Below are 17,130 nucleotides of genomic sequence, written 5' to 3'. Positions count from 1 at the left end.
ATGAGGAAACTGCTGATCGCCAACCGCGGCGAGATCGCGGTGCGGATTGCCCGAACCGCCCGTGCAATGGAAATCGAGACGGTCCTGGCTGCCAGCGAAGCCGACGTCGAGTCCCTGGCTGCCCGGACCGCCGACCACGTGATTGTGGTGGGTCCGGCTCCTGCCCCCGCCAGCTACCTGAACCAGGATGCCATCATCGCTGCGGCGCTGGAGACCGGCTGCCATGCTGTCCACCCTGGCTACGGGTTCCTCTCCGAGAACGCGGTATTCGCCCGGAAGGTCGCAGCTGCTGGCCTGATCTGGGTGGGGCCGGATGCCGACGCGATCGAGATGATGGGCAACAAGTCCTTGGCGAGGGAATCCGCCCGCAAAGCCGGCGTCCCGGTCCTCCAGGGGTCGGACGGACCCCTGGAGCCGAATGCCGACGCCGTGGAGGTCGCCCGCAGGGTCGGCTATCCGCTCGTCGTCAAAGCCTCCGCCGGCGGCGGCGGCCGGGGCATCCGCTTTGTGCACAGCGAAGATGAGCTCCTGGACACCATCGAGATCGCGCGCGGCGAAGCGGCCTCCGTATTCGGCGACCCGACAGTCTATCTGGAACGTTTTGTGCAGCACGCCCGGCACGTAGAAGTACAGATCCTCGGCGACGGAATGCGTTTCATCCATCTCGGGGACCGGGACTGCTCCATGCAGCGGCGTTCGCAGAAGGTCATTGAAGAGGCTCCGGCGCCGGACCTCCCGGACACTGTCCGGGAAAGAATCCGGGAATCCTCCGTGGAGCTCGCCCGCGATTGCCGCTACAGCGGCGCCGGAACAGTCGAGTTCCTCTACGACCCGGTCAATCATGAAGCTGCGTTCATCGAAATGAACACCAGAATTCAGGTTGAGCACCCGATCACCGAGCAAATCACGGGCGTCGATCTGATCCGCGAACAACTGCTGATCGCATTCACCGGTGAGATGTCCTTGCGGCAGGAGGACATCACGTTTGCCGGCCACGCCATCGAGTGCCGCATTAACGCCGAGGACCCGGAGAACAACTTCTTCCCCAGCCCCGGCCTCATCACCGCCTTGGACTGGGCCGCAGGCGGCGGCATCAGGGTGGACACCGGCGTCGAGGCCGGATCCACGGTCAGCCCTTACTACGACTCGATGCTTGCCAAGCTGATAGTCCATGCGGAAAGCCGCGACTCCGCCATTGAGGCCATGCTGGCTGCGCTGGACCAGACCGTGATCGAAGGGGTCAAAACCACGATCCCGGTGCACAAGCTGTTGCTGGCCAGGCCCGAATTCGCCGCGGTCAGCCACCACTCGAAGTTCATAGAAACCGTTGCCGATCTAATGGAGGCGCCATGAATAGCCCCGCACCTGCAGTACCGGAGGCTCGCTACACCTGGGGCGGGGACGAATTCCTGTTCGTTGAAGTTTCGGAGTCCATGAGCCTGGCCGCCAATTTCAAGGTGATGTCCATTGCCGCGAAGCTTTCAGCCATGGAATTGCCGGGCATCGTGGATGTCTGTCCTGCCAACGCTTCGCTGCTGGTGCGGTTCGATCCTGACGTCCTGCCGCCGTCGACCTTGGAAAAGACCGTCCGGACTATTGAAGGGGACCTGTCCCATCAGGAGGATCGGGCCCTGGAAACCCGGATCGTCGAAGTCCCAGTCTGGTACGACGATCCCTTCACCGCAGAGGTGGCCGGGCGGTTCCGCGAAGGATTCCATCAGGAGCCGGACGGCACGGACATCGACTACGCAGCAAAGGTCAACAACCTCAAGGACGCCGCCGAATTCATCCAGCGCCATCATGAGCAGCCGTGGCTTGTCACCATGGTTGGATTCGTCGCCGGCTTGCCGTTCCTGTTCCAGCTAGTTGAGCAGGACAAGCAGCTGGAAGTGCCCAAGTATCTGAGTCCCCGCACCGATACGCCCAAGCTGACGGTGGGCCACGGCGGCTGCTTCGGCTGCATCTACTCCGTGCGGGGTGCCGGGGGCTACCAGATGTTCGGGGTAGCCGCCGCGCCGATTTTCGATCCGGCCCAGGCACTGGCTGACTTCAAGGACTTTATGGTCTTCTTCCGGCCGGGCGACATCGTGAAGTTCAAGCCGGTCACCGAAGCCGAATACAACACCATCCAGGCCGAGATCTCGGCGGGGACCTTCCGCTACCGGCAGGCGCCCGTGACATTCGATGTGTCCAAGGCGCTGGCCCATCCCGAAGCGTACAACCAGGAACTTATGGGGGCCCTCAATGGCATTTGATATCAAGAACCCCGGGCTTGCCACCACGGTCCAGGACCAGGGCCGCACCGGCCACTACAACGTGGGCATCCCGCAGAGCGGATCCATGGACCAGTACTCTGCCGAACTTGGCAATGCCCTGGTAGGCAACACCGCCCGGGAAGCAGTCCTGGAATGCACGTATCTCGGCCCGGTGCTGACCACCGGCGAGGACGCCGTCGTCGCCATCACCGGGGCTCCAGTGGAGGTGAAAGTCAACGGCGAAGCCCGCCCCCAGTGGACGCGGCTGCGGCTGGGCGCCGGAGATGAGCTGAGCTTTGGGGTTATCCGCGGCGGGACGCGCTACTACATCGCTGTCCAGGGCGGCGTCGACGTTCCCGAGGTGCTCGGCAGCCGGTCCACCTACAGCCTGGGCGCGATCGGCGGCTTCCATGGCCGCAAGCTGGAGGCCGGCGACCAGGTTCCGGTCGGAATTCCGCTGAACGGCGGTGTTGTACCCAACGGCGACACGATTCCGGAAGAATTCCGTCCAGGGTTCGCAAAAGAACAGGAAGTCAGGATAGTCCTTGGCCTGTACGACCACCGCCTCACCGCCGAAGGGCTGGACAACCTCCTGAACGGCGAGTGGAAAGTGACCCCGGTGGCTGACCGGATGGGCTTGCGGTACTCCGGCCCCGGCGTGAAATGGATAGAGCGCGAGCAGCCTTTTGGGGCCGGTTCCGATCCGTCCAACATTGTGGACGCCGGCTACGCCGTCGGCTCCATCCAGATTCCCGGCGGTACCCAGCCGATCATCCTGCATCGCGATGCTGTCTCCGGCGGCGGCTACGCCATGGTGGGAACCGTCATCAGCGCCGACATGGATCTGGTTGCCCGTGCCGCTCCCGGGACCTCCACCCGATTCGTTGCCGTCAGCCAGGATGAGGCGCTGGTGGCGCGCAAGGAACTCGCTGAACGCAAACAGGAGGCGCGGGCAGCCCTCGGCTCCAGCCTCTGATGCACGGCACAAAAGCAGGAACCGGGAGGACTGCCGGTTCCTGCTTTTGTGTTTCCGGCTGCTGTGCGGCCCGGATACTGGCCAATCGTCGATCCCTGCCGTTCACCGCCACTCCACAATGGGTTCATTGCCACTGAGTACGTTGGCGGGGTCCTGTTGAGATCCACCCTTTGAGAGGCTCCCCCATGAGCACGACTCGCACCCGAGGCATCCTCACGGCCGCCGCAGCCATCGTCCTGACAGCGGCCGCAATCGGCGGCACTGCGGCCGCCCAGGCCGCCGGCAACAACGATCAGCAGGGCGGGGGCGACGCCGGCAGCCACCACGTAACTGGCACGGCACTGTCCGAGGCGTTCAGCGGCGTCGACCGTGCCACAGCCTGGCAGCAGACCGGCAAGCTGAAGTTGAACTTTCCCACGTACCACACCGAAGGAATCGCCTTCAGTGAGGACCACATTTTCCTCTCGGCTGTCCAGATCCTGGAACCGACCACAAAGCTGCCCGCCACACAGGACGGTTTTGACCGTACGCCCGGCAAGGGCGTCGGCCACCTGTTTGTGATGGACAACGCCGGGAACCTCCAGAAGGACATCATCCTTGGCGAGGGCGACATGTACCACCCCGGCGGCATCGACTTCGACGGCACCAACGTCTGGGTGCCGGTTGCCCAGTACCGGCCCAACAGCAGCGCCATCGTGTACCGGGTGGACGCGAGAAGCCTCGAGGTGCACAAGCAATTCGAGGTCAAGGACCACTTTGGCGGCATCGTTATGGACAAGCAGACGGGCCGCCTCGTCGGCAACACCTGGGGGTCGCGACGCTTCGCCGAATGGGACCTGCACGGCCGGCAGCTCGCTAGCTGGCAGAACCCGAACTACTTCATCGACTACCAGGACTGCCAGTACGTGACGAACTCAAAAATGCTCTGCGGCGGGATCACCAACCTCCCCCAGGCCACGCAGTCCGGCGGAGCCGGCGCAAGCTACGAACTCGGCGGAATGGCGATGATCGACCTCAAATCCCGCAGCGTACTCCGCGACGTCCCCTTCCAGCAGTGGTCCACCGCCGGTCACGCGGCGACGCGCAACCCGTTCAAAATGACCGCCGACGGCGACCACCTCACCATGAGGGTGGCTCCCGACAACGGCGATGAGGGCAACGGCACCGAAATCCTCAGCTACGAGGCCACCGTTACCGCAACCGAGTAAGCCCCTTGCACCTCCTATAAATGAATGGACACCCTATGCCTCATCCAGCACGCTCCACCCGAAAACGCCTCGCCGCCGTCACCGGCGCCGCGGCTCTGGCCGCGTCGACGCTGGCAGCCGGCCTGATCGGCGTCGGCGCCGTCCCGGCCTCGGCCGGAGATAAGCACGCCGAAACCGCGACCCCGATCAAACATGTGGTGGTGATTTTTCAGGAAAACGTCTCCTTCGACCACTATTTCGCCACCTACCCGGAGGCCGCGAACATTCCCGGCGAAACCCAACAGGGCACCGGCACCCCGGCGGCCACCTTCACTGCCGCCAAGAGCACGCCCAAGAAAATCGACACCCTGGCCACCGCGGGCCTGCTAGCCCCGAACAACCCCAATACTGCCCAGCCGGCCCGCCTCTCGCCCATGCAGGCCGTCACCTGCGACCAGGACCACAACTATGGCGCCGAGCAGAAGGCATACAACGGCGGCTTGATGGACAAGTTTGTTGAGTTCACCAGCCGGGACGCCTGCGGCACCAACCAGTACGGCCGCAGCGGGCTGACAATGGACTACTACGACGGAAACACCGTCACCGGCATCTGGAACTACGCCCAGAACTACGCCATGAGCGACAACCACTTCAGCACCGTCTTCGGACCGTCCACTCCGGGTGCGCTGAACCTGGTCTCCGGCCAGACCCACGGAGCCACCGAATACACGGCGGCCGGCCAGCCCGCTAAACCGGCGGCCAGCGACTACACCGTCCGCCGGCCGGACGCGAAGGGCGTCGGCACCATCATCAACGACCCGGACCCGGTCTACGACGACTGCTCCAACAACAGCCACGCCAAAACCAACAACCTGGCCGGCCTAGACGGCAAGAACATCGGCGACCTACTTAACTCCAACGGCACGTCCTGGGGCTGGTTCCAGGGCGGCTTCGCGCCCACCACCCCGGCGTCCGGGAGCACACCCGCATCGTGCCTGTCCAGCCACACCAACGCCGCGGGCGCCGACGTCGTGGACTACTCCCCGCACCACCAGCCGTTCCAGTACTACGCTTCCACCGCCAACCCGCACCACGTCGCCCCGGCGTCGGACGCGGAAATTGGCCACAACGGCCAGGCCAACCACCAGTACGACCTCACGGCGTTCAACACGGTGGTCAACACCGACAACATGCCCGCCGTGTCCTTCCTAAAGGCGGGCATGTACCAGGACGGCCACGCCGCCTACTCCGACCCCATCGACGAGCAGAACTTCATTACCAGCACCGTTAACCAGATCCAGAATTCCAAGAACTGGGAGGATACGGCCGTGGTGCTCGCCTACGACGACTCGGACGGCTGGTACGACCATGTCGCCGCCAAGGTGAAGAACTCCTCCAACACTGAAGACGACGCCGCCTGGTGCACGGACGCCGCCGCCAGCGGAGTTCCGCTGGCGGGCGGCTACGCCGACCGCTGCGGACCCGGCCCACGCCAGCCGCTCGTGATCATCTCCCCCTACGCAAAGAAGAACTTCGTAGACCACACCGAGACCGATCAAACCTCGATCCTGCGCTTCATCGAGGACAACTGGCACACCGGACGGATCGGTGACGCTTCCGCCGACTCCGCGGCCGGCTCGCTGAACGAGATATTCAACTTCCACAAGCAGCGCACCGGCAAGGTCCTGCTCGACGAAAACACCGGCGCCGTCGCCTCCATCACAAACAGGAACGACGATGACGAAAAGCACGGCAGGGACGACGAGAGGTAGGCACCCTCGCGGAGTCCCTGCGCGTCCTCAACACAGCACCCCCAGGAACCGCCTCCGGCCACGCGCCGGAGGCGGTTCCTTTTCCTTGGCAGGCGGTCTTGATGCAGGAACCGTTTTCGGAGTAGACCAGCTAATACAGCCAACAGTCCGTCGCCCGGGCCGAGAGGTCCTTGCCGTAGCCGTGCAGACTCCGGGTGCCGGCGGGCGGAACAGCAAGGACAGAGGAGAGCACCATGAGCGAAGAGCAGGCGGCACCGAAGACAAAAGGTGTTGCGGCGCAGCTGCTGGGAACGGTTGACCTGGGGCCCGAGATCGAAGGCATGGCAGGACGCCTGCTCCGGATGCGGATGGTGACCATCGAGCCGGGAGGCGTCTTCGGCCCTGTGCATGACCATAAAGACCGGCCCGGCATGGTCTACATCCTGCAAGGAACCATCACCGACCATCGCAATGGAGCGGCCACGGACTATGGCCCGGGAATGGGTTGGCCCGAGGACGGGAACACCTTTCACTGGCTGGAGAACAGGGGGGCCGCTCCGGCGGTGGAGATCTCGGTCGATATCGTCAGGCAGGCGTAGGCGCCCGCAGCGGCCCCGGATCAGGACGGGAGGATCTTCCGGTTCACGCCTCCGGTGAAGCTATGCAAAATACCCCCCAGGGTATAGAGTGATTGGCATCACAGTGTGTAACAACACGAAGAGAACGGCGTCCGCGCTGAAGCGACGCCCGGTTCGAGAGAGGCGTCTTATCCATGACTATGCACCACGAGATCCTGATCGTCGGAGGCGGCAATGCGGGACTGAGTGTCGCCGCCCGGCTCCGCCATGCTGGCCGGACTGATATCGGCCTGATTGAGCCGAGCGAGCACCACTACTATCAGCCGTTATGGACCCTGGTGGGAGGCGGTTCGGCCAGCCAGACGGAGTCGGTCCGTCCACAGGCAACCGTAATGCCGCAGGGAGTTGCGTGGATCAAGGACGCCGCGACGGATATCGATCCTGAGCGGCGAAGCGTCGCACTGGCATCCGGCGGATCCGTCACCTATGACTATCTGGTGGTCTGCCCCGGCATCCAGTTGGACTGGGACAAGATCCCGGGCATGGCCCAGGCCCTGGAGTCGCCGACCGTCTCCAGCAACTACCGCTTCGACTTGGCACCAAAGACCTGGGACATGATCAGGAACCTGAAGTCCGGAACGGCCGTTTTCACCCAGCCCTCAGGGCCGATCAAATGTGCCGGCGCGCCGCAGAAAATTGCGTACCTGGCCGCCGATTACTGGCAAAAGCAGGGGGTGCTGGACAAGATCCGGGTCGTGATGGTTCTGCCGACGCCGGGTATGTTCGGGGTCAAGGTGTTCGCCGATGAGCTTGAGCGGGTGGTGGCCAAGTACGGCATCGAAGTCCGCTTCAACAGCGAGATGACCTCGGTGGACCCGGCCGCTGGCGTGGCAGTGATTACTGACAATGCGGCAGGCTCCCAGGAATCCTTGCACTACGACCTGCTCCACGTTGTGCCGCCGCAGTCTGCGCCGGACTGGCTCAAGCGCACCCCGCTGGCGGACCCGGCCAACCCCGCCGGCTACGTGGACGTTGACAAGCACACCATGCAGCACAAGCGGTACCCGGAAGTTTTTGCCCTGGGCGACGCGGGGTCTACACCGAACTCGAAGACCGGCGCTGCGATCCGCAAGCAGGCCCCGGTGCTGGTGAAGAACCTGCTGGCCGCCATTGAAGGGGAGGCCGCGGCCGCCCAGTACGGCGGGTACTCCTCCTGCCCGCTGACCACGGCGCGGGGGAAAATGCTGCTGGCGGAGTTTGATTACACTTTGCAGCCCGCCCCCAGCATTCCGTTCATCGACACCCCGAAGGAACGCAGCGACATGTGGCTGCTGAAGCGCTACGGGCTTCCGTTTATGTACTGGAACCTGATCCTCAAGGGGCGCATATAACTCCACGGGCAGCAGGAGAACTCCGACGGGGCAGGGGCTCCGCCCCGATCCCATCGGCGGGCAGGCGCGCCCACGGCAGGTTCCGGGGGCGACGCCCCGCCGGGCCCAGAATGGCACCATGAGCTTTTTATCCTCCGGCCGCGTTCAGACCCCCGTCCTGGACATCGGATACGAGTCCGCGGGCGACCCGGGCGGGCCCCCGGTCATCCTTCTGCACGGATTCCCGTATGACGTTAGGGCCTTCGACGACGTCGCCCCGATCCTCGCCGGCCAGGGCGCGTATGTGCTCGCGCCCTACCTCCGCGGGTTCGGTCCAACCCGGTTCCTCGACCCCGCGACCATCCGCTCGGGCCAACAGGCCGCCCTCGGCCAGGACCTCATCGACTTTATGGATGCCCTCAGCATCGGCAAGGCCGTCGTGGCAGGCTACGACTGGGGCGGCCGGGCGGCCTGCGTCGTGGCGGCCCTGGAGCCCGGACGGGTTGCCGGCCTCGTCTCCGTGGGCGGCTACAACATGCACAACCTAGCCCGGTCCGGCGAGCCTGCCCTCCCGGAATGGGAGCGAAGCTACTGGTATCAGTACTATTTCCACTCGGAGCGGGGGCGCCGCGGGCTGGAACTAAACCGCGAGGAATTGTGCGGGCTGTTGTGGCGTACCTGGTCGCCCGGCTGGGATGGTGCACGGCAGGCCTTCACCGCGAGCGCCCCGAGCCTGCACAACCCCGACTTCGTCGACGTTGTCATCCACTCCTACCGCCACCGCTACGGGCTGGTCGACGGCGACCCCCGGTACCAAGGGCTCGAGGAGCTGATCGCCCGGGAGCCGCAGATCAGCGTTCCAACGGTAATACTCGAAAGCCGGGACGACGGCGTCGGCGGCCCCGCGGCGGCAGCCGGCAGGGGGCACTTCACCGGCCCCTACCGCCACCGGGTCCTGCCGGGCATTGGGCACAACGTGCCGCAGGAGGACCCGGACGCGTTCGCGCAGGCGGTACTGAGCCTGGTCGGCTAAGAGACTCGAAGCGGGCCCTCAGAGCATAAGTTTGAAACCGAGGTGCGACGCTTCGAAGCCAAGCCGCTGATAGAACCGGTGCGCCGCGACCCGGGAGCCGTCGGACGTGAGTTGGACCAGTCTTGCGCCTCGCCGGCGGCCCTCGTTGACCGCCCAGCTGATCATGGCGCCCCCGAGTCCGTTGCTCCGCAGGTCCGCCCGGACCCGCACCGCCTCAATCTGCAGTCGAGTCGCCCCACCACGGGCGAGTCCGGGGATGAATGTCAGCTGCATCGTCCCAACTACCTCCCGATCAGTCGTCACGACGGCGACCAGCAGTTGCGCAGGATCGGCGTCAATGGCTTGAAAGGCGCGATCGTACGGCCCCCGGTCCTCGGCCGCTACCGAGTCGGTGGAGGCCCTGAGCTGGTCGTCCGCCAGGAGCCGCAAAATCGGGCCGACGTCGGAGGGTTCGGCTTTCCGGATCGTAAAGGGTCCACCGGGCAGGTCCAGTGCGGCGAGCATCATGGGCCCAGTATTTCAGCCCCCTGTGACCAGCTGGGACAACCGACGCCGCCGGCTAGTTTTCGATTGCCTCGGCGCGGCGGTGCTGCCCGGCTGAACCTGCGTTGTGGCTGGTGGCCGGCATGGCGATGACGGCGATCACCGTGAGCACGGCCCCGACCAGCACCGAGAGGAACACTGCCCCGGAGGCCGAGACGATGGTGTGCGGATCCGTGCTGCCGCCCGGGGTGCCGGAGTAGATCGCGTTGGCAACCGCCCCGAAGACTGCCACGCCGATGGCGCTGCCGATCGAGCGGGCGAAGAGATTGGTGCCGGTGACTACCCCGCGCTCGTTCCATTCGACGCTTGACTGGGCGGCAATGAGGCTTGGGGTCGCGACCAGCCCAAGACCGAGCCCGACGATAAAACAACTTATGGCGACCAAAAGAATGCTGGGTGTGGAGGCGGTCAGGGCAAGCACCGCTGCGCCGATGACCGTGACCGCGACGCCGATCATGGCGGTCCGCCGGAACCCGATCCGAAGATAGACCCGGCCCGACTGGGAGGCACTGATCGGCCAGCCAATCGTGAGCGCCGCCAGCGCCAAGCCGGCCAGGATCGGGGAGGTGGAGAGGGCACCTTCGAGGAACGTCGGCACGTAGGAGGTGAGGCCCAGCATAATGGCTCCGACGCCAAAGGAGATCATCGCCGTCGTCGCCAGCAGCCGCCGCGATACCACCCACGGCGGCAGGACCGGTTCCGCTGCCCGCCGCTCAACGAGGATAAACGCTGCGAACAAGACTGCGCCGGCGGCAAAAACGGCGATGCTGATCGCGGAGTTCCAAGCCCACGCCTGGCCGCCCTCGAGGGCGCCGAGGATGATCAGGCTGAGCGAGACTGTCAGCAACCCCGCCCCCAAGTAGTCAACGCGGTGCTTCACCCGCTCGATGTCCTCGTGGAAGGACCGGATCAGCATCCACCCGGCCAGGAGGCACAGCGGGATGTTCACCAGGAAGATCCCCCGCCAGATGCCCAGCGAGGAAAACACGCCCCCGAGCGTTGGACCCACGACTGAGGAGACAGCCCAGACGCTGGCCAGGTAGCCCTGCACCTTGGCCCGTTCGGTCAGTGTGTAGATATCGCCGGCGATGGTGATGGCCATCGGCTGGACCGCCCCGGCGCCCAGTCCCTGCAGCACACGGAACGCAATGAGGGCCGGCATGCTCCAGGCGAGCCCGCACAGGATCGAACCGAGCAGGAACAACCCGATCCCGATCAGGATGATCGGTTTGCGGCCCACGATGTCGGAGAGCTTTGCATAGACGGGCACCGAGACGGCTTGGGCCAACAGGTAGGCGGAAAAGAGCCACGGAAAGGACGTGAATCCGCCAACGTCATGCACAATCGAGGGCACGGCGGTCGCGACGATCGTCGAGTCGATCGCCACCAGGCCGGTCGAAAGCATCAGGGCTATCAGGATGGGCCCGCGTTTGGAGCGGAAGCCGACTCCCTCGGCAAGTGTTGTTTTCACGTGATCGTCTCTTCCCGTCCGCGCCGAACCGCGTAGCAGCCGAAACCGGTTCCGGCTCCGATTCCATAACTGCACCTTGGCGCGAAATAGTCCCGGCCAGGCCCGGGCAGGTAGTGCTCAGGCCTGGCGGTAGACCCTCCGCGCAATGGTCAGGCTCACGGCGGCGAGGACCGCAATGCTCACGAGGTAGAACCCGGGCACCAGCAGGGAACCGGTGGTGCCGATCAGCCAGGTCAGGATAAAGGGCGCGAATCCGCCGAAGACTGTGACGCCGATATTGTAGCCGAGGGAAAGCCCTGTGGAGCGGATGCGGGCCGGGAACATCGAAGACATAATGGCCGGCAGCGGTGCAAAGTAGCTGGTGGCCAATACCGAGAGCACCAGTTCCACCACGACCATGGTGGGCAGGGCCGGCGCGGCGATGAGGAGCATAAACGCCGGGATGCCGACGACGATTGTGCCGGCAGCAGCCCAGGTCATCACCCGGGCCGGCCCCACTTTGTCCGCAAGCATGCCGATGAACGGCGAACCCAGGCTCATCACCACACCGAAGATCAGGGTGGAGAGGAAGGCCACGGATTTCGGCATCCCCAGGTTCACGATCGCGTAGGTGGGCATAAAGAGGGCAATGTAGACGCCCACGGATCCCAGCGATACAACGCCCACGATCGCCCAGAGCCGGCCGCCGTTGCCGATGAACGTCTCCCGCAGCGGCGAAGTGGACTTTTCGGTGGCGAGAAACTCCGGGGTTTCCTCCATCTTGGACCGGATGTACCAGCCCACGGGTCCGATGGCCAGCGCGAAGATGAACGGCAGCCGCCAGCCCCAGGACTCGAGCGATTGGGTGCTGAGGTAGGAGTTGAGTACAAAACCGAAGATTCCGGCCAGCAGGATGCCGGCGCCTTGGGTGGCCACCTGCCAGCTGCCGTAGAACGCCTTCCGGTTCGGCGCGTACTCGATGAGGTAGGCCGTGGCCGTGCCGAATTCCCCGCCGGTGGCGAAGCCCTGGAGCAGCCGGGCGACCAGCACCAGGATGCTGGCGGTGACCCCGATGGCGGCGGCTGTGGGTGCCACCACAATCAGTAAGGTGCCAACAAACATCACCAGGATGGACACCAGCATGCCGGCCTTGCGTCCGGCCTTGTCGGCGTAACGGCCGATGATGATGCCGCCCAGCGGGCGCATGATGAAGGACACCCCGAACGAGGCGAAGGTCAACAGCAGTGATGCGGCTTCATTGCTGGTGGGGAAGAACAACTTGGAGATGGTGACGGCGAACGTGCCGTACACAATCAGGTCAAACCACTCCAGTCCGTTGCCGATCGAGGCGGCGACGACGGCTTTTCGGGCATTTTTTTGTTCCAGCGCCTGGGTGGCCGGCGGGCGCTGGCCGGTAGCCTGGTCACCGGAACCGAGGCTGGGGGCAGTTTGATGGCTCATGGCTGGGCAGTCCGTTCGGTTGGGGAGAGGTGGGCGAAGAGTGCCTGCAGAAAGCTCTCGCACGCGGCGATCTGGGAAAGCTCGATGTATTCGTTGGCCGTGTGGCCTTGGTCCATGTTGCCGGGACCACAGACCACTGTGTCGATGCCGGCCCGCTGGAAAAGTCCCGCCTCGGTGGCGTAGACCACGGTCTCTTCGACGGCGTGTCCGCTAAGCTGCTGGGCCAGTTCCAGGGCGGCGCGCGGGCCTTCCGGGCTGAGCCCCGGGACCGTACCCCGTGGCTCCATCCGGATGTCTGCGGCCGGGTCCTCCTGTTGGATTTCGGCCCGCAGCTGCGCCAGGTGCTCCTCGATACGGGAGATCACCGTCGCCGGGTCCTCACCCGGAATGGTCCGGAACTCAAAGTCGAAGTTGCAGTGTTCAGCAACGGTGTTCACTGCCGCACCGCCGCTGACCAGGCCCACGTTGGCGGTGGTGTAGGGGACCACAAAGGTGTCATCAAACGGGCCGGACAGCCGGTGTTCGTCGGCGAGCGACCTGATAAAGGCAATGGACCTGGCCGCGTATTCGATGGCGTTGACACCGGTGGGAGTCATGGAGGAATGGGCGGCGATGCCCCTGACGCTGACGCGGAAGAGCTGGCTGCTCTTGTGCGCCGAGACGGGACGCATGCTGGTCGGCTCGCCGACGAAGGCAATCCGGGGATGGATCCCGCGTGCAGCGAGCTCGGTCAGCAGGATGACTGCGCCGTGGCAGCCGACCTCTTCGTCGTAGGTCCAGGCGAAGTGCAGCGGTTCGGACAGTTCGCGGGACAGGAACTCGGGAAGCAAACCCAGGATGGCGCCGCTGAAGGCCTTCATGTCGGTGGTGCCGCGGCCGTAGAGCCGGTCCTCGCGAATCTCGGGGGTGAAAGGATCGCTGTGCCAGTCCTGGCCGTCCACGGGTACGACGTCGGTGTGGCCGGCGAGCATAACACCGCCGGTGACGGCGCCGTCCCGGGCCGGGATCGTGGCGAAGAGGTTTGCTTTGGTGCCGTCGGGGCTGGGAACGATGACCGGGGTGATCCCGTGGGCGGTGAGCTCGTCCGCTATGCAGTGGATCAAGGCAAGGTTGGAATTGCGGCTGGTGGTGTCGAAGGAGACCAGCTTCGCCGCCCAGGCCAGACCCGCGGCGCTGGGGGCGGCGGCAGTTGGATCGTCGGTGCTGGGTACTGCTGTTGCCGGTGTGGTGGCGGACGTCATGGGCTGGTTCCTCGCAGTGTTTGACGGCTGGGTGCGGTGGGCGGCAGCAGCTGGTTGTGCCCGCCGGCCTATTCCGCTCTCTTCCCCCAGTATTTGACCGACTCACCACTCATGTCAACACTTTGAACACGATTTGTTCATTAAATTGAACGCAGCGTATCTCCCGCAGGTCCGCAGTCGGCCGTTAAAAGGAGGGCGGCGTCATGGCGCCGATCAGCGCCGCGTCTTCCGAGGTGGAGTTGCGGTACCAGTGCGGCAGCGCGGAGTCGTAGGTCAGCGAATCGCCTTCCTCCAGGTCATACCCCACGCCGTTGACGCAGACGTGGAGCCGGCCCTGCACCATGGTCACGCATTCTTCGCCGGCGTGCTTAAAAGGAGCATCCTCGTTGTCCCAGCCCGGGGCGATCTGGGCCCGCAGCATCCCCAGCTGGCCGCTCATGTGCGGTGTCAGGAGTTCGTAGATGAGGTTGTCCTCGGCAACTTCGAGCCGCCGCCGGTCCTCGCGCCGCACCAGCGCCCCGCCTTGGTCTTTGCTGTCAAAGAAGCGTCCCACCGGTACTTTCAGGGCCTGGGAGAGTTTGATCAGCGTGGTCAGCGACGGGTTTCCCTGGCCACGCTCGATCTGGCTCAGCAGGCCGGGGCTGAGGCTGGCCGCCGCCGCAAGGCTGCCGATGCTGTGCCCAGCCTCCCGCCGTAACTGCAGGACCAAAGCGCCGACGGCGGTCATCGCGCGCTCGGCCTGATCCTCTACCGGCGGATATTCCAGTCCTGCCCCGGGGCCAACGCCGTGATTCTCCATCCCACGATCGTCCGCCATAGTGAAGATATCGTCAAGATAATGAAGTGGTTGCGCCAGCCGAGGACACGCAGCAGCAACGGGACGGTGGCGGGTTCGCCGTCGAGGGCAGCGGTCAAAAGGCGCGGCAAAAGGCGCGGCAAAAGGCGCGGCAAAAGTGGGTCCTCCATTTTCGCGACACGCGCCCAGTCAACCAAGCAGCGCGCCACTTTCGTAGACTCAGTGGAGATACGACATGTTTCCGCTAGGGACGTGCCAGCCACAGGAAGAGCCATCAATGAAGATTGTCGTCCTCGTCAAGGAGGTTCCCGACACGTACGGGGACCGAAAACTGAACCATGAAACAGGCCTCGCCGACAGGGAAGCCAGCGAGGCGGTCATCGATGAGATCGGTGAGCGGGCGCTGGAGCTGGCGCTGGCGTACGCCGACGCGAACGCGGGCACCAACGTCGCAGTCCTCTCCCTCGCTCCCGGGAATGCGACGGCAACCATACGCAAGGGGCTTGCGATGGGCGCGGGGAGCGCCACCCATGTCTCGGACGAGGCGCTCCGGGGTGCTGATCTTGGCCTGACCGCCGAAACCCTCGCCGCAGCGCTCCGCCGCATCGAGTTTGACCTGGTGATCACCGGGAACGTCTCCACCGATGGATCCGGGGGCATGATTCCCGCGATGCTTGCGGAATTGCTGGACGTGCCCCACGCCACCGGGCTCAGCTCCGTACAGATCCGCGACGGAGAGGTGTCCGGCTCCAGGGCCGTTGAATCCGGCGTGCAGCAGGTATCAGCGACCCTGCCCGCGGTGATTTCCATTACCGAGGCGCTTCCCGGGGCACGCTTCCCCAATTTCAAGGGAATTATGGCTGCGAAGAAGAAGCCCTTCGAGACGCTCACCCTCGCAGACCTCAGGATCACCGCCGACAGCCCGGACGCGGCGCGTTCGATTATGCTGACCGTCGCCGAGAAGCCCCCGCGCGCGGCCGGCGTCAAAATCATCGACGAGGGTGATGCCGGCGAAAAGCTCGCTGACTTCCTGATCGAAAACCGACTGGCGTAAGGAGTAACGACATGACTGAATTCCCTCGTGACGCAATCCTCGTCGTTGTGGAAACCCGGGCTTCCGGTGAACTTGAGAAGGCTGCAGCCGGACTCTTCGGCGCTGCCGCCGCAGCTGGCACGCCCGTTGCCCTGGTTCTTGCCGCACCCGGGGCCGGGAGCGCAGCCGCCGCGGAGGCTGCGGCCTTCGGCGCCGCACGCATCCTGATCGCCGAGACCCCGGATGCTTCCGCGCTCGGCGTTCCGGGCGTTGACGCGTTGGCGGCCGCTGTGGAGCAGGTGCAGCCGGACGCGATCCTGATTTCGCACTCACTGAACGGGCGCGATCTCGCCGGCCGGTTCGCGGCGCGTTCGCGTGCGGCGGTTTCCGTCGATGCGATCGGCGTCTCACGTGATGAGGAGGGCGTCGTGGCTCACCATTCCGTCTATGGCGGCGCCTACAATGTGACCTCAACGTCCACGTTTGGGCCGCCGGTGATCACGGTTCGCCAGGGCTCCATCGAGGCCCGCGCCACGGCTCAGCCGGAAGCGGCGGAGACCCTGGCAGTGGCGCCCTCCGGGAAGCCGGCCGCGCGGATCGATTCCTTCGAAGAGGTTGTGGCGGCCACCTCGCGGCCGGAGCTGCGCGGGGCCGCGAAGGTTGTTGCGGGCGGCCGCGGCCTCGGGTCCGAGGAACAGTTCGCCCTCGTCGGACAGCTCGCCGACACACTCGGCGCTGCCATTGGCGCGTCGCGCGCCGCGGTGGATGCAGGCTTCATCCCGCAATCGCACCAGGTGGGCCAGACCGGGGTTTCCGTGTCATCGCAGCTATATATCGCGCTTGGCATTTCCGGCGCGATCCAGCACCGGGCCGGCATGCAGACCGCTAAGACGATCGTCGCCATCAACAAGGATGCAGACGCACCCATCTTCGAGATCGCCGACTTTGGTGTGGTGGGCGATATTTTTAAGGTTGTACCCCAGCTGATCAGCGCCCTTGAGGCTCGGAAGAAGTGACGGCAACCCAGTCCCGGCCGCTGCGGCGGGGCCTGCCGCGCGTGCCGGGTGGTGACCCCTGGCCCGCAGCAGGCCAGGCACCCGCACCCATCGTTATGGAACGAGCGGAGGGGGCCACCGCTCCCGCCGCTGCCCATCCAACGGAGCCGGCCGCTCCGGATCCGGCCGCTCCGGATCCGGCAGTGAACGCCGACGCCGGGACGCGGCAGCTTCGCCGCGGTCTGCCCCGGGTGCCCGGCGGCGAGCCTTGGCCGCCCGCGGCCCTGGGCTCGGTGCCGGTGCCGGCGTCGGCTATGTCCGGGGCGCCCGCCGCGGGCGACGCTGCAGCGCCAGCGCTGGACTCTGAGTCTGCTGTGCCTGCTGCGCTGGTGGCACCTGCGACGGCGGCAGCGACCCCTGCGCAAGCAATGCCGGCGGCGACCCTCCCCGCAGCTACCTGG

Annotated in this window: 15 protein-coding genes and 1 pseudogene; 11 read left to right on the top strand and 5 right to left on the bottom strand. The window is 65.3% G+C overall.

Annotated features, from left to right (window positions below; genetic code table 11):
• From QMG72_RS13795 to QMG72_RS13760, 8 genes are all read left to right on the top strand, one after another.
• On the top strand, window positions 1-1,353 hold the full coding sequence (locus QMG72_RS13795) for an acetyl-CoA carboxylase biotin carboxylase subunit (RefSeq protein WP_226775393.1): 1,353 nt from the start codon (window positions 1-3) through the stop codon (window positions 1,351-1,353).
• Window positions 1,350-2,255, top strand: a complete 906-nt coding sequence (locus QMG72_RS13790) for a 5-oxoprolinase subunit B family protein (RefSeq protein WP_226775392.1) — start codon at window positions 1,350-1,352, stop codon at window positions 2,253-2,255. The genes QMG72_RS13795 and QMG72_RS13790 overlap by 4 nt, the downstream gene beginning before the upstream one ends.
• Complete coding sequence (locus QMG72_RS13785) at window positions 2,245-3,231, top strand: 5-oxoprolinase subunit C family protein (RefSeq protein WP_283480828.1); 987 nt, start codon at window positions 2,245-2,247, stop codon at window positions 3,229-3,231. Before QMG72_RS13790 ends, QMG72_RS13785 begins: the two co-directional genes overlap by 11 nt.
• Window positions 3,232-3,416: 185 nt before the next feature.
• Complete coding sequence (locus QMG72_RS13780; RefSeq protein WP_283480826.1) at window positions 3,417-4,439, top strand: DUF6454 family protein; 1,023 nt, start codon at window positions 3,417-3,419, stop codon at window positions 4,437-4,439.
• Window positions 4,440-4,474: 35 nt separating this feature from the next.
• Window positions 4,475-6,190 carry a phospholipase C gene (locus tag QMG72_RS13775; protein WP_283480825.1) on the top strand — a complete coding sequence of 572 codons (1,716 nt, stop codon included), beginning with the start codon at window positions 4,475-4,477 and terminating at the stop codon, window positions 6,188-6,190.
• A 233-nt stretch (window positions 6,191-6,423) separates the two neighbouring features.
• The gene (locus QMG72_RS13770) at window positions 6,424-6,768 is read left to right on the top strand and encodes a cupin domain-containing protein (RefSeq protein WP_283480823.1); all 345 of its coding nucleotides are present in this window, start codon (window positions 6,424-6,426) and stop codon (window positions 6,766-6,768) included.
• A 173-nt stretch (window positions 6,769-6,941) separates the two neighbouring features.
• The gene (locus QMG72_RS13765) at window positions 6,942-8,138 is read left to right on the top strand and encodes an NAD(P)/FAD-dependent oxidoreductase (protein ID WP_283480821.1); all 1,197 of its coding nucleotides are present in this window, start codon (window positions 6,942-6,944) and stop codon (window positions 8,136-8,138) included.
• A gap of 118 nt (window positions 8,139-8,256) precedes the next feature.
• Window positions 8,257-9,150 (top strand): alpha/beta fold hydrolase, encoded by an 894-nt coding sequence (locus QMG72_RS13760; protein WP_283480820.1) that lies wholly within the window; start codon window positions 8,257-8,259, stop codon window positions 9,148-9,150.
• 18 nt (window positions 9,151-9,168) lie between these two features.
• Here QMG72_RS13760 and QMG72_RS13755 read toward each other — a convergent pair whose 3' ends face one another.
• The 5 genes from QMG72_RS13755 to QMG72_RS13735 form a co-directional block, all read right to left on the bottom strand.
• Window positions 9,169-9,657, bottom strand: coding sequence for a GNAT family N-acetyltransferase (locus tag QMG72_RS13755; protein WP_349359535.1), 489 nt, complete (start codon window positions 9,655-9,657; stop codon window positions 9,169-9,171).
• A 52-nt stretch (window positions 9,658-9,709) separates the two neighbouring features.
• Window positions 9,710-11,164 (bottom strand): MFS transporter, encoded by a 1,455-nt coding sequence (locus QMG72_RS13750; protein WP_226775385.1) that lies wholly within the window; start codon window positions 11,162-11,164, stop codon window positions 9,710-9,712.
• A gap of 117 nt (window positions 11,165-11,281) precedes the next feature.
• The gene (locus QMG72_RS13745; RefSeq protein ID WP_283480819.1) at window positions 11,282-12,604 is read right to left on the bottom strand and encodes an MFS transporter; all 1,323 of its coding nucleotides are present in this window, start codon (window positions 12,602-12,604) and stop codon (window positions 11,282-11,284) included.
• On the bottom strand, window positions 12,601-13,845 hold the full coding sequence (argE, locus tag QMG72_RS13740; RefSeq protein ID WP_283480818.1) for an acetylornithine deacetylase: 1,245 nt from the start codon (window positions 13,843-13,845) through the stop codon (window positions 12,601-12,603). Before argE ends, QMG72_RS13745 begins: the two co-directional genes overlap by 4 nt.
• Before the next feature lie 184 nt (window positions 13,846-14,029).
• Complete coding sequence (locus tag QMG72_RS13735; RefSeq protein ID WP_283480817.1) at window positions 14,030-14,644, bottom strand: helix-turn-helix domain-containing protein; 615 nt, start codon at window positions 14,642-14,644, stop codon at window positions 14,030-14,032.
• Between the two features lie 274 nt (window positions 14,645-14,918).
• Between QMG72_RS13735 and QMG72_RS13730 the strand changes: the two genes are divergently transcribed.
• From QMG72_RS13730 to QMG72_RS13720, 3 genes and pseudogenes are all read left to right on the top strand, one after another.
• Entirely contained in the window at window positions 14,919-15,695 is a 777-nt protein-coding gene (locus QMG72_RS13730) for an electron transfer flavoprotein subunit beta/FixA family protein (RefSeq protein ID WP_226775381.1), read from the top strand.
• Window positions 15,696-15,706: 11 nt separating this feature from the next.
• On the top strand, window positions 15,707-16,690 hold the full coding sequence (locus QMG72_RS13725) for an electron transfer flavoprotein subunit alpha/FixB family protein (protein WP_226775380.1): 984 nt from the start codon (window positions 15,707-15,709) through the stop codon (window positions 16,688-16,690).
• Window positions 16,687-17,130, top strand: a pseudogene (locus tag QMG72_RS13720) (cytochrome b/b6 domain-containing protein); the annotation flags it as partial. The gene QMG72_RS13725 and the pseudogene QMG72_RS13720, both read left to right, overlap by 4 nt.

This window comes from Pseudarthrobacter sp. PH31-O2 (assembly GCF_030063265.1).
Lineage (GTDB): Bacteria > Actinomycetota > Actinomycetes > Actinomycetales > Micrococcaceae > Arthrobacter.
This window is presented reverse-complemented; position numbering and strand designations above follow the sequence as displayed.

Excerpts from the sequence above, each read along its gene's own strand:
- QMG72_RS13795 (WP_226775393.1), top strand. The coding sequence starts at position 1 with ATGAGGAAACTGCTGATCGCCAACCGCGGCGAGATCGCGGTGCGGATT.
- QMG72_RS13790 (WP_226775392.1), top strand. The coding sequence starts at position 1,350 with ATGAATAGCCCCGCACCTGCAGTACCGGAGGCTCGCTACACCTGGGGC.
- QMG72_RS13785 (WP_283480828.1), top strand. The coding sequence starts at position 2,245 with ATGGCATTTGATATCAAGAACCCCGGGCTTGCCACCACGGTCCAGGAC.
- QMG72_RS13780 (WP_283480826.1), top strand. The coding sequence starts at position 3,417 with ATGAGCACGACTCGCACCCGAGGCATCCTCACGGCCGCCGCAGCCATC.
- QMG72_RS13775 (WP_283480825.1), top strand. The coding sequence starts at position 4,475 with ATGCCTCATCCAGCACGCTCCACCCGAAAACGCCTCGCCGCCGTCACC.
- QMG72_RS13770 (WP_283480823.1), top strand. The coding sequence starts at position 6,424 with ATGAGCGAAGAGCAGGCGGCACCGAAGACAAAAGGTGTTGCGGCGCAG.
- QMG72_RS13765 (WP_283480821.1), top strand. The coding sequence starts at position 6,942 with ATGACTATGCACCACGAGATCCTGATCGTCGGAGGCGGCAATGCGGGA.
- QMG72_RS13760 (WP_283480820.1), top strand. The coding sequence starts at position 8,257 with ATGAGCTTTTTATCCTCCGGCCGCGTTCAGACCCCCGTCCTGGACATC.
- QMG72_RS13755 (WP_349359535.1), bottom strand. The coding sequence starts at position 9,657 with ATGATGCTCGCCGCACTGGACCTGCCCGGTGGACCCTTTACGATCCGG.
- QMG72_RS13745 (WP_283480819.1), bottom strand. The coding sequence starts at position 12,604 with ATGAGCCATCAAACTGCCCCCAGCCTCGGTTCCGGTGACCAGGCTACC.
- argE (WP_283480818.1), bottom strand. The coding sequence starts at position 13,845 with ATGACGTCCGCCACCACACCGGCAACAGCAGTACCCAGCACCGACGAT.
- QMG72_RS13735 (WP_283480817.1), bottom strand. The coding sequence starts at position 14,644 with ATGGAGAATCACGGCGTTGGCCCCGGGGCAGGACTGGAATATCCGCCG.
- QMG72_RS13730 (WP_226775381.1), top strand. The coding sequence starts at position 14,919 with ATGAAGATTGTCGTCCTCGTCAAGGAGGTTCCCGACACGTACGGGGAC.
- QMG72_RS13725 (WP_226775380.1), top strand. The coding sequence starts at position 15,707 with ATGACTGAATTCCCTCGTGACGCAATCCTCGTCGTTGTGGAAACCCGG.